The sequence below is a fragment of the Nitrogeniibacter aestuarii genome, from assembly GCF_017309585.1.
Classification (GTDB): Bacteria; Pseudomonadota; Gammaproteobacteria; order Burkholderiales; family Rhodocyclaceae; genus Nitrogeniibacter; species Nitrogeniibacter aestuarii.
The window spans coordinates 3,361,680-3,383,441 of record NZ_CP071321.1; the positions used below are offsets into that span (position 1 = coordinate 3,361,680).

Annotated in this window: 18 protein-coding genes, 2 tRNA genes and 1 rRNA gene; 6 read left to right on the top strand and 15 right to left on the bottom strand. The window is 59.5% G+C overall.

Annotation, left to right across the window (positions count from 1 at the left end; all coding sequences use genetic code 11):
- Positions 1 to 324 precede the first annotated feature (324 nt).
- The 4 genes from J0W34_RS15710 to tyrS form a co-directional block, all read right to left on the bottom strand.
- A tRNA-Ala gene (locus tag J0W34_RS15710) sits at positions 325 to 400 on the bottom strand.
- A 12-nt stretch (positions 401 to 412) separates the two neighbouring features.
- A tRNA-Ile gene (locus J0W34_RS15715) sits at positions 413 to 489 on the bottom strand.
- Between the two features lie 77 nt (positions 490 to 566).
- Positions 567 to 2,106, bottom strand: a 16S ribosomal RNA gene (locus J0W34_RS15720).
- Positions 2,107 to 2,433: 327 nt separating this feature from the next.
- The gene (gene tyrS, locus J0W34_RS15725; protein WP_230969405.1) at positions 2,434 to 3,633 is read right to left on the bottom strand and encodes a tyrosine--tRNA ligase; all 1,200 of its coding nucleotides are present in this window, start codon (positions 3,631 to 3,633) and stop codon (positions 2,434 to 2,436) included.
- A gap of 82 nt (positions 3,634 to 3,715) precedes the next feature.
- Here tyrS and J0W34_RS15730 point away from each other — a divergent pair, with 82 nt between their 5' ends.
- Positions 3,716 to 5,047 carry a M23 family metallopeptidase gene (locus J0W34_RS15730; protein ID WP_227816503.1) on the top strand — a complete coding sequence of 444 codons (1,332 nt, stop codon included), beginning with the start codon at positions 3,716 to 3,718 and terminating at the stop codon, positions 5,045 to 5,047.
- Positions 5,048 to 5,111: 64 nt separating this feature from the next.
- Here the strand turns inward: J0W34_RS15730 and erpA are convergent, their stop codons facing one another.
- The 3 genes from erpA to rplM form a co-directional block, all read right to left on the bottom strand.
- Positions 5,112 to 5,462, bottom strand: a complete 351-nt coding sequence (gene erpA / locus J0W34_RS15735) for an iron-sulfur cluster insertion protein ErpA (RefSeq protein WP_227816502.1) — start codon at positions 5,460 to 5,462, stop codon at positions 5,112 to 5,114.
- 195 nt (positions 5,463 to 5,657) lie between these two features.
- Complete coding sequence (gene rpsI / locus J0W34_RS15740) at positions 5,658 to 6,050, bottom strand: 30S ribosomal protein S9 (protein ID WP_227816501.1); 393 nt, start codon at positions 6,048 to 6,050, stop codon at positions 5,658 to 5,660.
- Between the two features lie 14 nt (positions 6,051 to 6,064).
- Positions 6,065 to 6,493: a 50S ribosomal protein L13 gene (rplM, locus tag J0W34_RS15745; RefSeq protein WP_227816500.1), complete on the bottom strand. Its 429-nt coding sequence runs from the start codon at positions 6,491 to 6,493 to the stop codon at positions 6,065 to 6,067.
- Between the two features lie 494 nt (positions 6,494 to 6,987).
- On the opposite strand from rplM, the gene J0W34_RS15750 reads away from it, so the two are divergent.
- Positions 6,988 to 7,416, top strand: a complete 429-nt coding sequence (locus tag J0W34_RS15750) for an OsmC family protein (RefSeq protein ID WP_227816499.1) — start codon at positions 6,988 to 6,990, stop codon at positions 7,414 to 7,416.
- A gap of 50 nt (positions 7,417 to 7,466) precedes the next feature.
- Here the strand turns inward: J0W34_RS15750 and coq7 are convergent, their stop codons facing one another.
- Genes coq7 through J0W34_RS15765 form a run of 3 tightly spaced genes read right to left on the bottom strand, consistent with a single transcriptional unit; the run spans position 7,467 to position 9,220 of the window.
- Positions 7,467 to 8,087, bottom strand: a complete 621-nt coding sequence (gene coq7 / locus J0W34_RS15755; protein ID WP_230969406.1) for a 2-polyprenyl-3-methyl-6-methoxy-1,4-benzoquinone monooxygenase — start codon at positions 8,085 to 8,087, stop codon at positions 7,467 to 7,469.
- A 32-nt stretch (positions 8,088 to 8,119) separates the two neighbouring features.
- On the bottom strand, positions 8,120 to 8,659 hold the full coding sequence (locus J0W34_RS15760) for a CNP1-like family protein (RefSeq protein WP_230969407.1): 540 nt from the start codon (positions 8,657 to 8,659) through the stop codon (positions 8,120 to 8,122).
- Between the two features lie 45 nt (positions 8,660 to 8,704).
- The gene (locus J0W34_RS15765; protein WP_227816496.1) at positions 8,705 to 9,220 is read right to left on the bottom strand and encodes an RNA pyrophosphohydrolase; all 516 of its coding nucleotides are present in this window, start codon (positions 9,218 to 9,220) and stop codon (positions 8,705 to 8,707) included.
- Positions 9,221 to 9,381: 161 nt separating this feature from the next.
- Here J0W34_RS15765 and J0W34_RS15770 point away from each other — a divergent pair, with 161 nt between their 5' ends.
- Genes J0W34_RS15770 through J0W34_RS15785 form a run of 4 tightly spaced genes read left to right on the top strand, consistent with a single transcriptional unit; the run spans position 9,382 to position 13,586 of the window.
- The gene (locus J0W34_RS15770) at positions 9,382 to 11,091 is read left to right on the top strand and encodes a proline--tRNA ligase (protein WP_230969408.1); all 1,710 of its coding nucleotides are present in this window, start codon (positions 9,382 to 9,384) and stop codon (positions 11,089 to 11,091) included.
- Positions 11,088 to 11,729: a lytic transglycosylase domain-containing protein gene (locus J0W34_RS15775; RefSeq protein ID WP_230969409.1), complete on the top strand. Its 642-nt coding sequence runs from the start codon at positions 11,088 to 11,090 to the stop codon at positions 11,727 to 11,729. Before J0W34_RS15770 ends, J0W34_RS15775 begins: the two co-directional genes overlap by 4 nt.
- A gap of 2 nt (positions 11,730 to 11,731) precedes the next feature.
- Positions 11,732 to 12,505, top strand: coding sequence for a hypothetical protein (locus J0W34_RS15780; protein ID WP_230969410.1), 774 nt, complete (start codon positions 11,732 to 11,734; stop codon positions 12,503 to 12,505).
- A gap of 7 nt (positions 12,506 to 12,512) precedes the next feature.
- Positions 12,513 to 13,586 carry a PA0069 family radical SAM protein gene (locus tag J0W34_RS15785; protein ID WP_230969411.1) on the top strand — a complete coding sequence of 358 codons (1,074 nt, stop codon included), beginning with the start codon at positions 12,513 to 12,515 and terminating at the stop codon, positions 13,584 to 13,586.
- Here J0W34_RS15785 and J0W34_RS15790 read toward each other — a convergent pair.
- The 5 genes from J0W34_RS15790 to J0W34_RS15810 all read right to left on the bottom strand — a co-directional run bounded on the left by J0W34_RS15790 (position 13,581) and on the right by J0W34_RS15810 (position 21,533).
- Positions 13,581 to 14,330, bottom strand: coding sequence for a type IV pili methyl-accepting chemotaxis transducer N-terminal domain-containing protein (locus tag J0W34_RS15790; protein ID WP_230969412.1), 750 nt, complete (start codon positions 14,328 to 14,330; stop codon positions 13,581 to 13,583). The genes J0W34_RS15785 and J0W34_RS15790 overlap by 6 nt on opposite strands.
- A 180-nt stretch (positions 14,331 to 14,510) precedes the next feature.
- Complete coding sequence (locus J0W34_RS15795) at positions 14,511 to 15,323, bottom strand: type IV pili methyl-accepting chemotaxis transducer N-terminal domain-containing protein (RefSeq protein ID WP_227816490.1); 813 nt, start codon at positions 15,321 to 15,323, stop codon at positions 14,511 to 14,513.
- 108 nt (positions 15,324 to 15,431) lie between these two features.
- The gene (gene tldD, locus J0W34_RS15800) at positions 15,432 to 16,877 is read right to left on the bottom strand and encodes a metalloprotease TldD (RefSeq protein ID WP_230969413.1); all 1,446 of its coding nucleotides are present in this window, start codon (positions 16,875 to 16,877) and stop codon (positions 15,432 to 15,434) included.
- A 39-nt stretch (positions 16,878 to 16,916) separates the two neighbouring features.
- Complete coding sequence (locus tag J0W34_RS15805) at positions 16,917 to 17,732, bottom strand: carbon-nitrogen hydrolase family protein (RefSeq protein WP_230969414.1); 816 nt, start codon at positions 17,730 to 17,732, stop codon at positions 16,917 to 16,919.
- 9 nt (positions 17,733 to 17,741) lie between these two features.
- Positions 17,742 to 21,533, bottom strand: coding sequence for a YhdP family protein (locus tag J0W34_RS15810; RefSeq protein ID WP_230969415.1), 3,792 nt, complete (start codon positions 21,531 to 21,533; stop codon positions 17,742 to 17,744).
- Positions 21,534 to 21,762: the final 229 nt, after the last annotated feature.

A 21,762-nucleotide genomic window follows, 5' to 3' on the forward strand; every position in this document is an offset into this window, starting at 1 on the left:
ACCTTGAGCTCTGCCTTCCGACAAAGACTCCGCTACAGGAGAACTTCAAACGTCTCAAGTTGTTGTGCTTCCCACCTGCCGCTGGTTCGCAAGCAGACAGGAAACGATGCAATCACACACCATAAATAAATTTACTACTGTGTGACTCGCCAGTTCTTACGAACCGACGATCATTCGACTTTTCTTCCTAATTGTTAAAGAACGCACCTGATCCGAAGACCAGGGTAAAACGTCAGCACTATCGCCTCCAATCATTCACAGGCAACACTGCTGACGCTTCACCGCACACTCGAAGAGTTGAACAACCGAACAACACCAATTGAATGGTGGAGGATGACGGGATCGAACCGACGACCCCCTGCTTGCAAAGCAGGTGCTCTCCCAGCTGAGCTAATCCCCCAACTTGATGCTTTGGTGGGTCTGGTTGGGTTCGAACCAACGACCCCCGCCTTATCAAGACGGTGCTCTAACCGGCTGAGCTACAGACCCCACTTCTCGGGTGCGCGAGCTTACACATTGAACAACCGATAGGTTGTGGATACTTGGCCCCGAGGGGCTTTCTCTGGAAAGGAGGTGATCCAGCCGCAGGTTCCCCTACGGCTACCTTGTTACGACTTCACCCCAGTCATGAATCTCACCGTGGTAAGCGCCCTCCCGAAGGTTAAGCTACCTACTTCTGGTGAAACCCACTCCCATGGTGTGACGGGCGGTGTGTACAAGACCCGGGAACGTATTCACCGCGGCATTCTGATCCGCGATTACTAGCGATTCCGACTTCACGCAGTCGAGTTGCAGACTACGATCCGGACTACGATCGGCTTTCTGGGATTAGCTCCACCTCGCGGCTTGGCAACCCTCTGTACCGACCATTGTATGACGTGTGAAGCCCTACCCATAAGGGCCATGATGACTTGACGTCATCCCCACCTTCCTCCGGTTTGTCACCGGCAGTCTCATTAGAGTGCCCAACTTAATGATGGCAACTAATGACAAGGGTTGCGCTCGTTGCGGGACTTAACCCAACATCTCACGACACGAGCTGACGACAGCCATGCAGCACCTGTGTCCAGGTTCCCGAAGGCACCAATCCATCTCTGGAAAGTTCCTGGCATGTCAAGGGTAGGTAAGGTTTTTCGCGTTGCATCGAATTAATCCACATCATCCACCGCTTGTGCGGGTCCCCGTCAATTCCTTTGAGTTTTAATCTTGCGACCGTACTCCCCAGGCGGTCGACTTCACGCGTTAGCTGCGTTACTCAGAAAGTTTCCTCTCCGAACAACTAGTCGACATCGTTTAGGGCGTGGACTACCAGGGTATCTAATCCTGTTTGCTCCCCACGCTTTCGTGCATGAGCGTCAGTACAGGCCCAGGGGGCTGCCTTCGCCATCGGTGTTCCTCCACATCTCTACGCATTTCACTGCTACACGTGGAATTCCACCCCCCTCTACCGTACTCTAGCCGTGCAGTCACAAGCGCAGTTCCCAGGTTAAGCCCGGGGATTTCACACCTGTCTTACACAACCGCCTGCGCACGCTTTACGCCCAGTAATTCCGATTAACGCTCGCACCCTACGTATTACCGCGGCTGCTGGCACGTAGTTAGCCGGTGCTTCTTCTGGTGGTACCGTCATCGACGCCATGTATTAGACAGCGCCATTTCTTCTCACCTGAAAGAGCTTTACAACCCGAAGGCCTTCTTCACTCACGCGGCATGGCTGGATCAGGCTTTCGCCCATTGTCCAAAATTCCCCACTGCTGCCTCCCGTAGGAGTCTGGGCCGTGTCTCAGTCCCAGTGTGGCTGATCATCCTCTCAGACCAGCTACGGATCGTCGCCTAGGTGAGCCATTACCCCACCTACTAGCTAATCCGACATCGGCCGCTCCAATTGCGCGAGGTCCGAAGATCCCCCGCTTTCCCCCAAAGGGCGTATGCGGTATTAATCCGGCTTTCGCCGGGCTATCCCCCACAACTAGGTACGTTCCGATGCATTACTCACCCGTTCGCCACTCGTCGGCAGAGAGCAAGCTCTCCCCGCTACCGTTCGACTTGCATGTGTAAAGCATGCCGCCAGCGTTCAATCTGAGCCAGGATCAAACTCTTAAGTTCAATACCTGTTAGTACTCAAAGTCAAAAAACTGACATGAATACTCAATCTTTTTGAAACTCATGTAGCCGAAGCTACTGTGCCCAACAAGACCAAGCACCCACACCTATCGGTTGTCCAAATTTTTAAAGAGCCGCCGAACAACTTGTTGCCGTTCAGCGAAGAAGCGAGATTCTGTCAGAGCCACCTCACTTCGTCAACCCCCAGATCACTTAAATTTCAGCGCCCCGTTGGCCGTTACCCCCGCTCCGAAAACACCGCCGAAGCGCGAAGAGGGGCGAATTATAGACACTAATTCCACAGCGTCAACACCCTCGCCAAAAATAAGTTCAAACGATGGATACACGCGCAAATTTGCGCTTGCCCACTTGGAGAACAACAACATCCCCCGCCTCGAGCTCAAGCGATTTATCGGCCACCTTTTCTCCGTTGATGCGAACCGCCCCCTGAGCAATCATTCGCATGGCCTCTGACGTGCTTGCAGTCAAACCCGCGATCTTGAGCACCTGAACGAGCGGAACTCCGCCATTCTCAGACACGACTTCAACCTCAGGCATCTCGTCCGGCAACACCCCCCGCTGGAATCGCGCTTCAAACTCAGCAAGCGCCGCGTCAGCTGCAGCCTCATCGTGAAAGCGCGCCACAATCTCCTTGGCAAGCAGAACCTTCACATCCCGCGGGTTACGCCCGCCTTCGACATCACGCCTGAACCGCTCAATCTCAGAAACCGGACGGAAAGACAGTAACTCGAAGTAGCGCCACATGAGTTCGTCGGAGACGGACATCAGCTTTCCGAAGATTTCTCCGGCCGGTTCTGCAATTCCGACGTAGTTCCCCAGCGACTTCGACATCTTATTGACGCCATCGAGCCCCTCAAGCAAGGGCATCATCAGGACGCACTGCGGCGACTGCCCGAAATCTTTCTGCAACTCCCTACCCATGAGCAGATTGAATTTCTGGTCTGTTCCACCCAGCTCCACGTCCGCCCTCATGGCCACTGAGTCATAACCCTGGCACAAAGGGTAAAGAAACTCGTGCACGGCAATCGACTGCTGTGCGGCGTAGCGCTTTGAGAAGTCATCTCGCTCAAGCATCCGCGCCACCGTGTAATGTGACGCGAGCTTGAGCATGCCAGCAGCACCCAGCTCGCTCATCCACGCAGAATTGAGACAAACCTCGGTGCGATCCGGATCAAGCACCTTGAAGACCTGAGTCTCGTAGGTTTTCGCATTCTCCAGAATCTGCTCGCGAGACAGAGGTGGTCGCGTGGCATTCTTTCCAGTCGGATCGCCGATCATGCCTGTGAAGTCACCGATCAGAAACATCACATGGTGGCCGAGCTCCTGAAAGTGCCTGAGCTTGTTGAGCAACACGGTATGCCCCAGATGCAGGTCAGGTGCCGTTGGATCAAATCCGGCCTTGATTCGCAGCGGCCGACCTGACTTGAGCTTTTCGGCCAACTCGGACTCGACGAGCAACTCATCGGCACCGCGTTTGATCAGAGACAACGCGTCATTCACATCTGACATGCTTGGTTACACCTCAATTAATCTACTTTCGAGCCGACAAAAAGATTTGTTAGACTCATAAAAATTTAACGACGGAAAGCACATGGCCGGTCCGAAACCAGAAATTCTAGCCGATCAAGCAACAGATCGCCTGCATTCAACCCGGAAACATGCCTGGCTCACCGCAGGGGTTGTCGCCGCACTTTCCCTGACTGTCGTCGCTGCGACCGCAGTCGTACCGAACACAAAAAACTCGGCGGTTGAGAAACAATCCATCACCGAACTCCTTCAGACGCCGGTCGTCGCCGCTCTTACGCTCGACGACAACCCCTTCGTTCAGGAAGATCGGGTGAGACGAGGCGACACACTCGACGCCATTTTCAGCCGACTCGGCATCCACGACACAGAAGCATCTGCCTATATGCGCAAGACGGAAGAAGGCCGCAACGCCCTCTCCCGTCTAAGGGCAGGCAAGCAAGTGTTCGCCACCATCACCCCCTCAGGCGCCCTCTTGAGCCTCACCTTGCCGCAGACAGGCGGAGATACATTCAGCATCGAGCGCAGCGACAGTGGATTCGTAGTGGCCGACCACGACGACATGGCACTCGAAGCCGTCGTCGATATGCGCTCGGGCGTGATTCGCCACTCCCTGTTCGGCGCCACAGAACAGGCCGGGCTGCCGGATTCGGTAGCAACCCGACTCGCCGAAATGTTCGGTACCGAGATCGACTTCCACAAAGATTTGCGAAAAGGCGATCGCTTCAGCGTCGTATACGAAACCCTGGTAGACGAAACCGGTCGCCCCGCAGGCGTCGGTCGCATTCTTGCAGCTGAATTCGTCAACAAGGGTCGCCGCCACACCGTCGTACTTTATCGGGACGGTAACAAGCGGGAAGACTACTTCTCCGAAGACGGCCGCAGCCTGAAACAGGCCTTTCTCCGATACCCACTGGAGTTCACCCGAGTCACTTCCGGATTCTCTCGCCGCTTCCACCCCATCCTCAAGAAGTGGCGTGCACATAAGGGCGTCGACTTTGGCGCTCCGTCGGGTGCTGCCATCAAGGCCACATCCAATGGAACTGTCGAATTCATGGGTCAGAAGCGGGGCTACGGGAACGTCGTGATTTTGCGACATCGCGACAACGTCACGACGCTGTATGCGCACATGCGAGGCTTCGCGAAGGGTGTCAACCGAGGCGACGCCATCCTGCAAGGCGACGTCATTGGCTACGTCGGACAAACAGGCTGGGCAACAGGCCCTCACCTGCACTACGAATTCAGGGTCGCCAATACCCCGAAAGATCCGATGGCCATCACGCTACCAACAGTGCAGCCGCTGAACAAACAGGAACTGGTCCGCTTCATGAAGCAAACAGCACCGTTCCGGGACCGACTTGCTCTGCTCAACCACCGGCTTGCCTCAGCCGACGAGTAACTCCCCAGACAGCAACAAAAAAGCCTCGCAGTAGCGAGGCTTTTTTGTTGCTGTCTCAGCCAGATCAGACCGAGAAAGACGAACCGCAACCACAGGTGGTGGTCGCATTCGGATTGCGAATCACGAACTGAGCCCCTTCGAGTCCTTCCGTGTAGTCGATTTCGGCGCCAAGCAGATACTGATAACTCATGGCATCCACAAGAAGCGTCACGCCGTTCTTCTGCATGGCCGTGTCGTCATCAGCCACGTCTTCATCGAAAGTAAAACCGTACTGAAAACCCGAACACCCTCCCCCGGTCACGAAGACACGAAGCTTGAGTTCAGGATTACCTTCTTCTTCGATCAATTCCTTGACCTTGTTAGCCGCGCTGTCGGTAAAAACGAGCAGCTCGTCGAGTTGAGTCGTTGCTTCCATTACATCTCCTTGGCAGCCCCGCCTATCTTTGGCGAGGACACGGTGTTTGGCTATGACACGCCAGCCACATGGATTGTTCCCGGCGATATCAAAACACCGAGAATGCCTCTCGCTCGCATTGACGTCAATAGCTGGCGAGGAACCAAAGACAAAAGCCGCCCGAAGGCGGCTTTCTGACAGTACAACCCAGCGAAATTAACGCTTGGAGAACTGCTTGCGGCGACGCGCCTTGTGGAAGCCGACTTTCTTACGTTCGACCTCACGTGCATCACGCGTCACGAAGCCTGCACGACGCAGGTCACCCTTGAGCTCGGCATTGTAGTCGATCAGGGCACGGGTGATGCCGTGGCGAACAGCACCAGCCTGGCCAGACTCACCACCACCAACCACATTCACAAGAATGTCGAAAGTACCTTCGTTCTCGGTCAGCACGAGCGGCTGACGCACGATCATGCGGCCGGTTTCGCGAGAGAAAAACTCGTCAAGCGGCTTGCCATTGACGACGATATTGCCGGTACCCGGCTTGATGAAAACGCGAGCCACAGCACTCTTGCGGCGACCCGTTCCGTAGTTATAAGACACAGCCATGATAGGGCTCCTGCTCAGATCTCGAGAACTTGCGGCTGCTGAGCGGTGTGCGGGTGCTCGGCACCAGCGTAGCACTTCAGCTTCTTGAGCATTGCATAGCCCAGCGGACCCTTGGGCAGCATACCCTTGACGGCCAGCTCAAGCACGCGATTGGGCTTGCGCTGCTGCAGCTTTTCGAAGTTGGTTTCGCGAATACCACCCGGGAAACCCGTGTGGCGATAGTATTTCTTGTCGAGTGCCTTGGCACCGGTCACACGCAGCTTGTCAACGTTAACCACAACAATGTAGTCACCCGTGTCGACGTGCGGGGTGTAAATCGCCTTGTGCTTGCCGCGAAGACGACGCGCCACCTCAGCGGCAACCCGGCCAAGCACCTTATCCGTCGCATCAACGACGTACCAGTCCCGCTGAACTTCATGCGGCTTGGCTGAGAAGGTTTTCATGATCAATCCTCGATTTTTCGTACCGGCCTTCAGTCGCGACGGCCACCGAATAGAAAGCCGCTAACTCTAATTGATGAGCACGAATCGTGTCAATCACTTTATGGCTTACTTTCATCGGGGCAAAAAAAAACGCAGCCTGTCGGCTGCGTTAAATCCACACCAAAGGAGGAGGGTGGAGGAGACAATCCTGGAGCGGCTCAAACCCTGAAACCACTCGCTACGGTTTGAATTATGCTCACCCCCCTATCTGTTAGCAAGCTTTTTTTGTGCATTGCACAATAAATGTTTTGATCGAAAAATCAACTTTCTTTATAAAATATCAACACCTTGTTTTAATTTGATTTTTTTAGAAAACGTTACGAACGAACAGCACCCCAGAGCCACCTGAAGTACGCGCATATCATGCATTCTGTGCTGCGAGCAGTGCTCACTCGCGGGAATCCCTTGGATTGGTACAATGGCGCCCCAGGAAAGACATCCTCAGGAGAGAAAACATGGACTGCACCGTAAAGTGGGTCGACAATATGGGCTTCATTGCCGAGACCGGCAGCGGTCATACCGTGACCATGGACGGCGCACCCGAAGCAGGTGGACGCAATCTTGCGCCACGGCCGATGGAGATGATGCTTGCAGGCGCTGGCGGTTGCACTGCCTATGATGTTGTCTTGATCCTCAAGCGCGGTCGCCATGCGGTGACGGATTGCGAGGTCAAACTCTCCGCCGAACGTGCCGACACAGACCCGAAGGTCTTTACCAGACTGCACTACCACTACACCGTCAAAGGCGCCGGGCTGAAGGAGAGTGTGGTCGAACGTGCAGTCAAACTGTCAGCCGAAAAGTACTGCTCGGCATCCATCATGCTCGGTAAGACGGCGGAGGTAACTCACTCGTTCGAAGTTGTCGACACTTCAGGTCAGGTATGAAAGAGGCGCCAAAATAGCGCCTCGCGACAATCCAGGGGCTGACGCGAGACTCAGACCCAATATGCAACCGATGTCATGACCCGTGACGCCCCCTTCATCGCCGCCCTGGCCGCTTGAGGCAAGGGCTCGCCGCCAAGGCGCATCGCCAACTTGGCGTGCTCAATCTCATCGGTTGCCATTTGGTCGACGATCGCCCGCGAGCGCATGTCTTGCCCGGGCAGAGAGTTCAAGTGCGATTTAAGGTGCGCTTCAACCTGTTGCTCGGTCTCCGCCAGAAACCCCAGGTTCCATCGGTCGCCCAGTTTGCCGGCTAAAACACCAATGGCCAGCGCCCCGCCATACCAGAGCGGGTTGAGCAGACTCTTGCGGCCTCCCAACTCCCGGATGCGTGACTCTGTCCAGGCAAGGTGCTCAACCTCCTCGTCGGCGGCATGCGTGAGCGCCTTCTTGACTGACTGATCACGCGAGACGATCGCCTGCCCCTGGTACAAGGCCTGGGCACACACCTCCCCCACGTGATTGATCCTCATCAACGCCGCCGCGTGGCGACGTTCAGTCTCGTCAAGGTCGGATTCAGGGATGTCCGCGCCAGGCGTCGGTCTGACCGAGCGCGCCTGCCCAAAGACAGTGCGGAGCGCCCGATCGAATTCCAGAATCATCGAGTCGATCATGTCGCCAATCTCAAATAAGTTCTGCCTAGGATTTACCAGTTACGCTCGGTGGGCGGATAGCGAATATCCTTGATCACCTGATCAACCTTCTTGGGGAAGCCGTCCTTGCACAACACACGAGAATAGAGTTCTGATCTGAGCGTCTTGTACTGCCCCAAGGGAATGTCCCGCCAGACACTGGTTTTGGGTGCAATCCATTCGTCACCATTCTTGATGGCGTAGAGTCGGTACTGTGCGGTCGAACACCGAATCCCTTCACGAGTCACAGTCTCGGTGCCGCTACGATGCCGGCTGACGAGACTGACCCTTGCGATTCCGTCCTTGCCGACTTCGAGTGTTTTCCCGTCAATGAACTCTACATTCGTCGACGCGTTATTGAACTCGATCTTCAGCAGATCGCCTTCTTGAGGCAATGCCGGCAGGGCAAGGTCCAACTCCTTCCACTCGGGCCCTTCCTCAAAGTATTCGTTCGGTTCAACCGCTGTATTGTCGAAAAAAGCTGCCTGGGCGGACGCTGCCAGCAATGCGGCGGCAAAGACCGACGCCCTGACGCCTGAGAAATGTCGCTTCATGAAACTCCGGAGCGGGGTCAACGCCCGCCCTCCTCGTGTTGTTCGTCAAGCCGCCTCGCTGGCTGGCGGTGTTTTGCGCGGTCGTCGCGAACGGGGCAAGAAACCGGAGAGCTCCTTGAGCGCCTGTTGATAGACCCCGCGTTTAAAGTCGATGACGGTATCGAGTGGCACCCAATACTCGCTCCAGCGCCAGGCATCGAACTCGGGATGACTTGTGGCACGGAGGCAAACGTCGCAATCACGCCCCACCAGCTTCAACAGAAACCAGATCTGTTTCTGGCCACGATAGGTATCTCTCCACTGGCGCTTGATCCAGTGCTTCGGGACGTCGTATCTGAGCCAACTGCGCGTACGGCCGAGGATCTTCACATGTTCGGGACGCAGCCCGACTTCTTCGTGAAGCTCGCGATACATGGCCTGCTCCGGGCTTTCTCCATGCTTGATGCCGCCTTGCGGAAACTGCCAGGAATGTTCCCTGATTCGCTTGCCCCAAAAAACCTCGTTGCGCTGGTTGACCAGTATGATGCCGACGTTCGGGCGGTAGCCTTCACGATCGAGCATGATGGAACCTTTAATTGTCTGAACTGCTGTTGATTTTTCCACACTTCGTGTGGCTTGGAAAGTTGGCATGCACCGCCATGGCGCAATTTGACAGCAGGGTCATGTGGCTGCGATAGAATGTCGGGTTTGAACATCGATCGAACCGGACTGGACGCCACGCCATGCGCGCATCGCAATACTTCATCTCCACCCTCAAGGAAGCCCCTTCTGACGCCGAAGTAACCAGTCAGAAGCTCATGCTGCGGGCCGGCCTCATCAAAAAGGCGGCTGCCGGGATCTACACCTGGATGCCCATGGGCCTCAAGGCCCTTCGGAAAGTGGAAAACATCGTGCGCGAAGAAATGAACCGCGCCGGCGCCATCGAACTGCTGATGCCCGCGGTACAACCTGCCGAGCTGTGGGAGGAATCCGGCCGCTGGACCTTGTACGGTCCGGAGTTGCTGCGCTTCAAGGATCGGCATGATCGCGACTTCGTCATCGGCCCGACCCATGAAGAGGTGATCACCGACGTGGTGCGTCGCGAGGTCAAGAGCTACAAGCAGCTGCCCCGCCACTTCTATCAGATCCAGACGAAGTTCCGCGACGAGATCCGCCCCCGATTCGGCGTGATGCGCGGTCGCGAGTTCATCATGAAGGACGGTTACTCGTTCCACTCAAGCTTTGATGATCTGGTACGCGAGTACGGCAACATGTACGACACCTATACGCGCATCTTCACTCGCCTTGGCCTGCAGTTTCGCGCCGTGGCCGCCGACACCGGCTCGATCGGCGGCACAGGCTCTCACGAATTCCATGTCATTGCGGAAACCGGCGAGGACGATATCGCCTATTGCCCCGATTCGGACTATGCCGCCAATGTGGAGTTGGCCGAAGCCGTTTCGCCCACTGCCGAGCGCCCTGCCCCCGGCGCCGAACTGATCAAGGTCCAAACCCCGGCTGTCAAGACGATCGCCGATCTGGCCGGTTTTCTCTCGATTCCCGAGACGGCGACCGTCAAGGCCATCGTGGTCGAGTCCGACGATGGCGAGCCCGTCATGCTCCTGCTGCGTGGCGATCACAAACTGAACGAGATCAAGACGCAGAAAATCGCTGGCATCAAGGATCCGCTGACCTTTGCCACGCCGGAGTCGATCAAATCCGCTTTTGGCGCCGAACCGGGCTCACTCGGACCGGTCGGCTTCAATGGCCGCATCATCATGGATCGCACTGTGACCGCCATGAGCGACTTTGTCATTGGCGCCAACGAGGACGATTATCACTTTACCGGCGCGAATATCGGTCGCGACTTTCCGGAAGCCGAGGTGGCCGATCTGCGCAATGTCACCCCAGGGGACCCCTCGCCGGATGGCAAGGGAGAGCTCGCGATCTGCCGCGGCATCGAGGTTGGCCATATCTTCCAGTTACGCACCAAGTATGCTGAAGCATTGGGCGCCAAGTTCCTGGACGAAAACGGTCGCGAACAGGTCATGGAGATGGGCTGTTACGGCATCGGCGTATCACGCATCCTGGGCGCAGCCATCGAACAGAACAACGATGAGCGCGGCATCTTGTGGCCCACCGCCATCGCACCGTTCGAGGTTGTGGTGTGCCCGGTGGGCTGGGGCAAGTCGGAAGAAGTTCGCGAACAGGCAACGCGCCTGTACGAGTCGCTGCGCGACGCCGGTGTCGACGTCATTCTCGATGATCGCAACGAGCGACCGGGCGTCATGTTCGCGGACTGGGAGCTGATCGGAGTGCCTCACCGCGTCGTGATCGGCGATCGTGGCCTCAAGGAAGGCAACGCCGAGTACCAGGGCCGGGGCGATGCTGAAGCGAGCAAGGTACCGGTCGCCACACTTGAAAGCTTCATCATGGAGCAGCTTGCCCGATGATCCGCCTCGCCCCCCTTTTCTGCGGCCTCCTGCTGATCGGCTCCAGCTTGATCAGTCCGGCCGCGCGGGCGGGCAACCAGCAGTACGAACCCCTCTCGGCCAGCGTTCAGGCCGCGCTTCAGTCCGCAGTGAGCGACCAGGCGGCCCCACGACTGGTCTTTGCTTCCGATGCGCTCGCAGAGCACTGGCTGGAGACGATGGGTCAGCGACTGGCCAGACGGATTCCGGATGCCACCTATCGGCGCGATCTGCTCACCTCCATCCATTACGAGGCCTCGCGAGCGGGCCTCGACCCGCAACTCGTACTCGCGCTCATTCAGGTCGAGAGCAACTTCCGCAAGTACGCCATCTCAAGCGCAGGCGCGCGCGGCTACATGCAGATCATGCCGTTCTGGAACGATCTGCTCAGTGCTGGTCAGTCCAACCTCTTTCACATGCGAACCAATCTGCGCTTCGGTTGCACGATCCTCCGGCACTATCTGGATATCGAGAAAGGCAACCTCTTCCGCGCGCTGGGGCGCTACAACGGCAGCTTGGGGCAGGCGCGCTATCCGGATCTGGTTTTCAAGGCGCTGGCTCAGTGGCGCTACACTGCGCCCGACCTGAAGGTCGCGGAACTTGACCCCGCTTCACGCTGACGATGTGGCGGCTGCTGCGGATTTCGATCCTTGCTCTCATCCTGGCGACCGTCGCGCTCAGTAGCTGGCGCGCCAGCAGCCGGGCCAGCGCATGGGACGGGACACTCTACGTCGCGATCTACCCCATCAACGCCGACGGTCAGGCCAGGACAGGCGAGTACATCGCCACACTGGATCATGATGATTTCGACATCATGGAAACCTGGTTCGATGAACAGGCACGCACCTATGGCGTGGAACTCTTTCGACCGATCCAGGTGCGCCTGAGCGAACCGGTCGATTCACTGCCTCCATCGCCGCCGGAACAGGGTAACGCCATCGAAAATGCCCTCTGGAGCCTCAAGCTTCGTTACTGGGCCTGGCAGAATGGCGATACCGACGGCCCGGCACCGGACATTCGACTCTTCGCGCTCTATCACGCACCGGGCACCGAACGACTCGCTCACTCCATCGGCCTTCGCAAAGGCATGTTGGGCGTAACCAACCTGTTCGCGACTCGCCACGCCCATGGCAGTAACACCGTCGTCTTGATCCACGAGTTGATGCACACACTCGGCGCCACCGACAAATACGACCCGGGCACATTGCAACCGGTGTTTCCCGACGGCTTTGCGGCGCCCGAGTACAGACAGCGGTATCCTCAACGCCAGGCCGAGATCATGGGTGGGCGGATTCCGCTGACCGAATCGTCCTCCGATATTCCCAAGCACCTGATGCACACCATGGTTGGTCCGAAAACCGCCATGGAAATCGGTTGGCGTTCTGCCGTACCGTGACGGACGCATGGACACAGTGCCCCTGCACCCAGTGCCACCGGGTCGTGGAAGCGCGTCCAACCAGGCATCCCGTTACGTCGAGTGGGATCGAACCCCCGCCGACGACGGCTGGACGGACGAACCTCCCGAGCGCCGGAGAACGCTCGTGTCGCCCGATGCAGCGCGCGCAGTCATCACGCGAAATCAATCGCCCGACGTTCCGTTCGAGTGCTCAATCAATCCCTATCGAGGGTGCGAGCACGGGTGTGCCTACTGCTTTGCGCGCCCGACGCACGCATGGCTCGGGCTGTCGCCTGGACTGGATTTCGAGACCCGGTTAAGTGCGAAGTACGGCGCAGCCGACAGGCTCATAACCGAACTGCGTCACCCGGGCTACCGGTGTTCCGTTATTGCCCTGGGCGTCAATACCGACGCATATCAGCCGGTGGAGCGCAGCTTGCGAATCACTCGCGGGGTGCTTGAAGTGCTTGAGAGCAGCCACCATCCGGTGATCATCATCACCAAAGGGGCTTTGATCGAACGCGACATCGACCTGCTGGCGGCAATGGCACACGAGAATCTCGTCCAGGTGATGGTCTCTCTCACCACGCTGAACGCCCCGCTGGCCAGAGCACTCGAACCCCGGGCGGCATCACCCGTGCGCCGTCTGGAGATCATCAAGACGCTGTCAGGCGCGGGCGTACCGGTCGGGGCGCTGATTGCGCCCGTCATTCCCGGTTTGACCGATCACGAACTCGAATCACTCGTCGCGTCAGCTGCGGATGCCGGTGCTCGCAACGCGGGGTATTCGACCCTCCGGCTCCCGCTGGAGGTCGCGCCCCTGTTCCAGGCGTGGCTGGAAGCCCATCAGCCGGATCGCGCACAACGCGTGATGAGTCTGGTTCGCCAGCTGCGCGGCGGTCGAGAAAACGATGCTCGCTTCGGTCACCGCATGCGTGGCCAAGGCCCCATTGCCGATCTCTACCGCCAGCGATTTGCGCTTGCACTCAAGCGCCACAACATGGCCCCTCGTTCGCTCGACCTGGACACGGGGCGGTTTCGCCCCCCGCAACAGCCGGGCGATCAATTGACGCTGTTATGAGGTGTGGCTGAGCAACTGCTCGTAGAGGCCGACGACCAGATTCAGCTGCTGCAGCATGCGCTCGCTGGTGGTCGCGATGTCCTTCATGGCCCCTTTGCTCGATCGGTTCTGGAGCGCGGATTCGAAGAAAAACCATTGCTGCTCCACCAGACCGAGTTCGTCGTTGATACGAGGCGTGTTTTCCTGAGCGGATTTGAGTAGCGCGAGCGCATCAACGAAGTCACTCCGTGCGCCTTGAAACCCCTCGGCTACCGACGGTGCGTTGACGCCGAGCTCGGAGAAATACACGAATTTCGCCATGCGCTGAGACAACATGCGCTGACGACCGGATACGTTGATCAATCGCCCGAATCGCGTCCCCGACAGCTTCTCGTAGGCTTGTGTGGTGGCGTGTGCCGACTTGAGAACGATTTCGTTGCGCTCGAATACCGCGTCGGCATTGGCTCGGCTGGGGCTCTGAGCAAGCGCATCGCGATAACCCCGCCAGTCGGCGCTGAGCTGAACCAGCAAGCCTTCAAGCTCTGCTGACGGTTGCAGTGTCTGCAATTCTTTCAGCTGCGTATCGAACAAGGCCATGGAGGCCGACAGCCACTGCTCCCCCTGCCCCGGCATGACCCCGAGCGCCTGCATCAGCCACGCCTTGGCACAGCGTTGGGAGAGCATGCGCTGGCGGCCTGCCTTGTTGATGGCCTCAGCCACCGAAATTGTCGCGGCGGACTGGGCCAGCGCGACGGGTGAAATCATGGGGAGTGCCGAAGTGGCGGCCAAACCGAGAAGAAACTGTCTGCGATGCATGGAAAACTGCCGATCTGAATGGAGGTGTCATTCAGATCGGCAGTTTCACACGGACCTTCAGTCAACTTAGACCCAGATTTTCACAATTCCGACGATCGCACGAAGACGAACGATGATCGGCACTGGGCGTCATGCATCCTTCATCATCACATCTTCCCGAATGGGCAGATCCGCATAGAGTTCATCGAGCACGTTCAGCTGACGCAGCATCAACTCACTGGTCGTGGCGATGTCCTTGAGCGCCCTCGGAGAACTGGCATCGGACAGCGCCCCTTCAAAGAGAAACCACTGCTGCTCGGCCAATGCCAACTCCCGGGTGATCTTGTCGGTGTTCTCGGGGGCCTCCTTGAGTTCAGCAAGGCCCTCGGCAAAGTCGGCTCGCACACGCTCAAGCCCTTCGCGCGCCTCGCCCGAATTGATACCAAAGGCATTGAAGTAAACAAAGTCGGCCGCGCGTTGGGACAGCATGCTTTGCCGCCCGGACGTATTGATCAACCAGCCCACGCGCGTGCCCGACAGTTTTTCGAAGGCCCGCACCGCCATGTCCGCACTGGTCAGTACGGCATCAGAGCGCGTGAAAACGTCTTCAGCGGTCGCTTGGCTGGGCGCCGCGGCGAGCGCCTCCTTCAGGCTGCGCCAATCCGCATCGAGGCGCACCAGCAAGCCCAGCGCGGAGGTCGATCCGAGCCCTTCGAGCTCTTCGAGCTGCCGGTCGAACTGCGTGATTGATTCGGCCAGCCAGCGCCCGGCCTTCTCCGGCATGATGCCCAGGGCCTGCATCAACCAGGCCTTGGTTGAGCGCTGAGACAGCACACGCTGTTGCCCTGCCTTGACGATGGCCGTGGCCGAAGAGCCTGCCGCCGGGGCGGACATCGCCAGGCCCGGCATGGACAAGGCAAGAGCTGAAGCCGAGAAATGCGTGATGAATTGACGACGGTTCATTGGAAAATTCCACCAGTGATACATGAATCTGAATTGATGGAATTATCCCAACGTGCTTGGCCGCTGTCCGTGACCGGATCGACGTCAAACAATCATTTGATTGACCGTTCAGCCCGTGCCACCGACCGTCAGTCCGTCAAGGCGCAAAGTGGGTTGGCCGACACCGACCGGCACGCTCTGACCGTCCTTGCCACAGGTGCCTACGCCAGGGTCGAGCGACATGTCATTGCCGATCATGCTGACACGTGTCAGTGCGTCCGGACCGTTGCCGATGAGCGTGGCCCCCTTCACCGGCCGTGTCACCTTGCCGTTCTCGATCAGATAGGCCTCCGCCGTCGAGAACACGAACTTGCCCGATGTGATGTCGACCTGACCGCCACCGAAGTTCACCGCGTACAGACCCTTGTCGACCGACGCAATGATCTCTTGCGGATCATGCCGACCGGCGAGCATGTAGGTGTTGGTCATGCGCGGCAGGGGCAGGTGTGCGAAAGACTCGCGTCGGCCATTCCCGGTGGGCTTCATGCCCATAAGACGGGCGTTGAGCATGTCCTGCATGTAACCGGTGAGAATGCCGTCTTCGATGAGAGGAGTGCACTGGGTCGGATTGCCCTCGTCATCGATGGTGAGCGAGCCCCGGCGGTCGACCAGCGTACCGTCATCGACCACGGTAACGCCCTTGGCAGCGACCTGCTGCCCGATGCGCCCGGAAAAGGCCGAACTCCCCTTCCGGTTGAAGTCACCCTCCAGACCATGGCCGATGGCTTCATGCAACAGTATGCCGGGCCAGCCATTGCCCAGCACGACCGTCATGTTGCCTGCCGGCGCGGGGTCTGCCTTGAGATTGACGCTGGCCTGATGCACCGCCGCGTGCGCATATTTGCGCAGCTGCTCGTCTGTAAAGTAGGCGTAGTCGAAACGACCGCCACCGCCGGCGCTGCCCTGCTCACGACGACCGTCCTCCTCCATGATCACCGAGACCGACACGCGTACCAGCGGCCGAACATCGGCGGCCAGGTGACCGTCGTCGCGCGCGACGAGAATGGTTTCCCAGGAGCCCACCAGGTGCGCCATCACCTGTGAGACGCGCGGGTCCTCGGCGCGTGCGAATTTCTCGAGACGTTCGAGCAGTTGCACCTTTTCGGTGTCGCCAAGGGAGGCGAACGGATCGATCGATGCGTAACGAGAAGGCACCAGAGCGGCCGCCTTGACCGCGGTTTTCCCTTGACCGCCTGCATCAGCAATTGCACGCGTGGCGTCGGCCGCGCCGCTCAGGGCGTCGAGGCTGATTTCGTCGGAATAGGCAAACGCGGTCTTCTCACCGCTGATTGCCCGGACGCCAACCCCCTGGTCGATATTGAAGCTGCCCGATTTGACGATACCTTCTTCAAGACTCCACGCTTCGGTGCGGTGATACTGGAAATACAAGTCGGCGTAGTCGACCCGGTGTGCATTGAGGCGACCGAACACCGCGTCGAGCGAGGCCAGACTCAGGTTGTTGGGCGTCAGCAAATGTTGTTCGGCAATGTGAAGTGCGTTGGATTGACTGCTCATGGGTTTCCAGTGTGCGCCACCCAACGGTGGCCGTAGTGTTCAGACAAAGCGACGGTGTTTTAGTGCCGGCAATCGCGTGCGGATATCGGTTGCGCGTTCGTGATCCATGGGCGCTGACACCACACCCGGCCCTTGCGCCAGCCGGTTGAGTACCTCGCCCCACGGGTCGATGATCAGACTGTCGCCGTAAGTCCGCCGCCCCCAGGGATGGCGCCCCCCCTGAGCCGGTGCAAGCACGTGGCACTGATTCTCGATCGCGCGGGTACGCAGCATGATCTCCCAGTGCGCCTTGCCCGTCGTGTAGGTAAAAGCGGCGGGCAGCACGATCAGGTCCACCTCGCCCATGGCGCGAAACAGTTCGGGAAAGCGCAGATCGTAGCAGATGGAGAGACCCAGCCGTCCCAGATCAGTCTCGACCGTGACCACATCGTGACCAGGCTCGATCGTTTCCGACTCAGCATAGCGCTCGTCGCCGTTGTCGAACCCGAACAGGTGCACCTTGTCGTATCGCGCGGCGCGTGTGCCATCCGGGCCAAACACAAGGCTGGCGTTGCGTACCTTGCCGGGATCATCTGCCTCGAGTGGAACCGTGCCGCCCACCAGCCAGATGCCGAACTCACGCGCGGCATCTGCCAGAAACGACTGAATCGGACCATCGCCATCGGTTTCGCGCACGGCCACCTTGGCCCGCTCGTCGCCACTCATGATGGCGAAATACTCGGGCAAGGCCACGAGCCGCGCGCCCTGGCGGACGGCTTCACCGATGAGTGTGCGGGCCTGGGTCAGGTTCTGCGCCACATCGGGCACCGAAATCATCTGCACTGCCGCAATCATCGGCATGTCTGTCTGCCCCATCGTATCCCCCTAATTCAGTGGACCGATCTGACCGGCCGGCCCATCGGTTGGTGGGGTGGCGGATTCTTTCTTACCGAGCTTCTTGACCACCGGATCTTTCCACGTGCCCGTCACTTCATATTCGAAGGCGAAAAACTTCTCGACCGGGTCTTCGAGCGCCTTTTGCACGATGTAGGTCACCACGCCGGCAACCGGGTTGATGACGGCACCACCGAGCGCTGCGCCCACGGCGACCGATTCACTGAGGGTCGGTTGCACCGCCACGCGCAGATCCTGCGTTTCGTCCGGCACGCTCGCCTGTCCGCTGAGCACGATGCTGGCTGCCGGTCCGCGGATCTGCATGCTGTCGGTGCTCAACACGCCCCGGTTCATTTCGATGCTACCGGAAATGCGGTCGAAGGCGAATCCTTCGCTGAACACGTCCCTGAAATCCAGGGTGATGCGTCGCGGGAGGGATTGCAGGCTCAACACCCCGAGCAGGCGCCCGACCCCCGGATCGAGCTTGCGGAACTGGCCGGCCTCGGCGAGCAGTTCAAACGCCCCATCCATACTCGGGTAATCCAGTTCGGCCGGCCCGCCGCGCCAGGACAGTGTACCGGTCAGCGTCGCCGTGCCGCGCTGGACCGCATCGGGGTAATCGAGCCTGGCGAGCAGCTTGCCCACGTCTTCAGTGGTCAGTTTGAAATCCATCTGGGTGCGTCCATCACCGCTCGCCGCCCACAAACCACTCGCCGTCAGCTGACTCTGCCCCGCATCGATGCTCAAGGCATTCATGTGCCAGACGCCGCTCCGATTGAAGGCGTTGAGCTTGAGGCGTCCAAGATCGAGGCCATTGATCCCGAATTTTTCCGCTGTGACATCCAGCGCGGGGAACGACTCGGCCGACTTGCTTTGCACTTCGGCAGGGGTATCCGAAGCGGCTTTACCGAGGGTAAGCCGTAACAGCCGTGCAACGAGCCGCCCCTCCGCTTCAGGCAACCAGCTGATCGTGCCTTCGGCCTCGCGCGAACGCACCTCGGCCTGCCACTGGCCCGACTGGTTCTCGGCACGCAGACTCACGTCATGAAAATCGCGATTGCGTATACGCAGCACATCGGCAACTACCGACAGCCCGGCAATAGGCAAGGCAGAAGACGCCGTCGCCTCGCCATCGAGCAACTCGCGCCAACGGTCGAGATTGATCTCGTCCTGCTTCCAGGCGAGCATGACCCCTTCGGATGCGTTGCGGGCGGGGCCGCCGACGCCGACGCCCCCGCTGACAACACCCTGACCGCCGCGCGGAATTGAAAGTGTCGCCGAAGCACGGTCCGCCAGATGCGCCTCAAGCGACACCGGCTCACCCGGCACGAAGCGCAGCGCCACTGAAGTTGGCCAGGCATCGCGTGCGCTCTTGTTCAAGGGCGCCGGCAAGGATGAGCCCAAGCCTTCAAGCGTGGAGCTCACTTCCAGCGTGGAAGCCCCCTTGCCAACGCGGGCCTCCAGTGTCCACGGGGTCGCCCCGGACAGGAAGTTGAGCGCAGGAAAGGCATACAGATCCGCAATTGCACGCGCCTGCGCTTCGCCCGAGGCGGAGAACACGACCGTACCGTCCTGACCCGTTTTGGCCGAAACCTGCACCGGTCCGCCGAGTGCGCTTGCGCTCGCCTTCTCGATGGTGAGTGACTGTCCGGTAAAACCGACCGCTCCGGCCGCGTTTTCCATCCACGGCAGGCCATCGAGCAGGCGCAACCGGTTGTCCCGGAAGCTGAACTGCCCCCTGACGGCCGTATCTTTCACGTGACGCAAGGGCATATCGAGGCGCAGGTCGAGATGCCCCTGACCCTGTGCCTCGATACCATCGGTGAAACCATTGATACGCTGGCTGACCGGACTAGCCGCCACGAACGCCAGAAAATCCTGCGTAGCGCCGTCGGCCTTGCCGGTGATCGTCATGGCCTCGTCACCATTGGCCAGATCGGGGACATCTGCCACCACACCCGACAGGTTGACGCCCGAGATCACCCCCCGGCTCGCCGTAATCGTCATGCGTGGTCCATCGAAACGCAGCCCGCCCTCAATGGCGTCGATCTGCGGCCAGTCCGGTGCATAGTCGAGCAAAGCATCGGTTACCTGGGCCGTGATCAGGAAGATGCCCTCGTCCGGCTGACGGAAGGGGAACCGGGAAAGCGGCCCCTTCAGGCGCAGGCGCGCGTCGCGCGCCGTTCCGCGCACGATGCCACGCTTGAGCCACTGACGCGTATGGTCATTCACCACCAATGGCAGATACCGCCAAACGGCCGCGCCATTGGCTTCACTCAAGCGTGCCTGAAGATCGATCTCGCCGGCCTCGCCCGGCACCAGAAAGTAGTGCCCGGATGCTTCCCCCTTGAGATCAGCGTTGTCGAAACTGGCGTTGCTGATCGAGACGCGCAGCCGCTCCCCCTCCTGCCCCCAGCCGCCCTCGGCCATGAGGTGGTCGAAGCTCAATGCGTCCTGGAATACGCCGGGCAGCGCCAGCGCGACGTTTTCGCTACTGACGAAGTAGCGCCCCGAATGCTGATCACCGTCGATACGACCGCTGACACCGGCCAGCCCCGGCCAGCGGGGGGACGCCTCGACTGACAGGCCATCGAACGCACTGTTCACCTTCCAGCCCGTCGTGCGTCCGTCCTGTTGCGACCAGGCCGCCTCGAGATCCGCAAACCGCCCCGCGGGCGACATGGCCGCCAGCGCGCTGGCCTGATCCTCGGTCATGGGCAAGGTCTCGGCCAAAGCCGAAAGTACTCTCAGATCCAGCGCGTTGACCTTCAACTGCGCCGATTGCTCAGCCCCCGTCGCGCGCCAGACAAGGGAAGCATCCGTCGCTGGCATGACGACGCCAGCTGCCGTCTGCAGCGCCAGTGCCTCGGTCTCGATGGAAAACCCGTCGGATTTGCGCGTAATGGCGAGTGTGCCGCTTGCATTCACCAGCGAAAGCGCAGGGCGCGCCGGGTCGAACTGAATGCCGGCGTCCGCAAGCGAAAAACGGGTTCTCAGCCGCTCGGGCGTGCCCGCCTGCCAATCAAGCCAGAGCGCCACATCGCCACGCCCCCGAAGCGACATCGGCACGTCGACCCAAGGGGCGAGTGCCTCGATCGAAGCTGCCTCGATGCGGGCATAGCTCTGCCCTGTGACCTCAGCGAACCGGGCATTCGAGCCAAAATTGAGGTCTGCACGCAGATCGACGGACTCGAAAACACCACTTCCGGAGCGCGCAGTCACCCCCAGATGGTGGCCTCTGAAGTGCTGGGACAGCCGGATGTTGACCTGGTCGAGCACCAGCGCTGGTGCACTGCGCAAGGCATCTTCCCACGACAGGCGGGCATCGCGAACAACGATCTGCCGCTGGTGCAGCAACCACTCGAATCCATCGCCACCGCCCGAAGCGCCGCTGGCACGAATGCCGGCCACCGAAATCGAGCCGTCTGCGCCGCGGCTCAACGCCAGATCGGGCTGGAACAGCTCCAGTCGATCGAAATAGGGACGGAAACGAATCAGAGATGACCACGCAATGGTGGCATCGACCCGGTCCAGCCCCAACGCGACCTCGCCGTGGCCATCGAGCACGTCGACCTGGCGCAGGTGAAGACGCGGGCGAAACCCGTCCCAGTCGGCATGAATGGCGCCAATCCGGACAGGTGCCCCCACCGCTGAAGACGCCTGCTCTGCAATCGCCAAACGCCAGGCGCCCACATTGGGCAGCACCAGATAGCGCACCGAGACAAAGAGCAGCCCCGCCGCGAAATACAGCACCACCGCCAAGACGATCAGCCATCGGATCAAGCGCCTCGCGACGGAGGGGCCGGCCGTCGCTTCGGCGTCAGGTTCGGCAGGGGTGGAATCAGCAGACATAAGGGCCCGGGGCGAGTGCATCAGGAGCCAATCAGGCTCAGGGTAGGCGTTTCAGCACATGCGCGAGCGGCCTCGGCATGCGTATGATTGACCAAAATCAGCATGTTGAATCCACGCTGACGCGATGATGGAACATCGCGTCGACGCGTAAATTCGACGC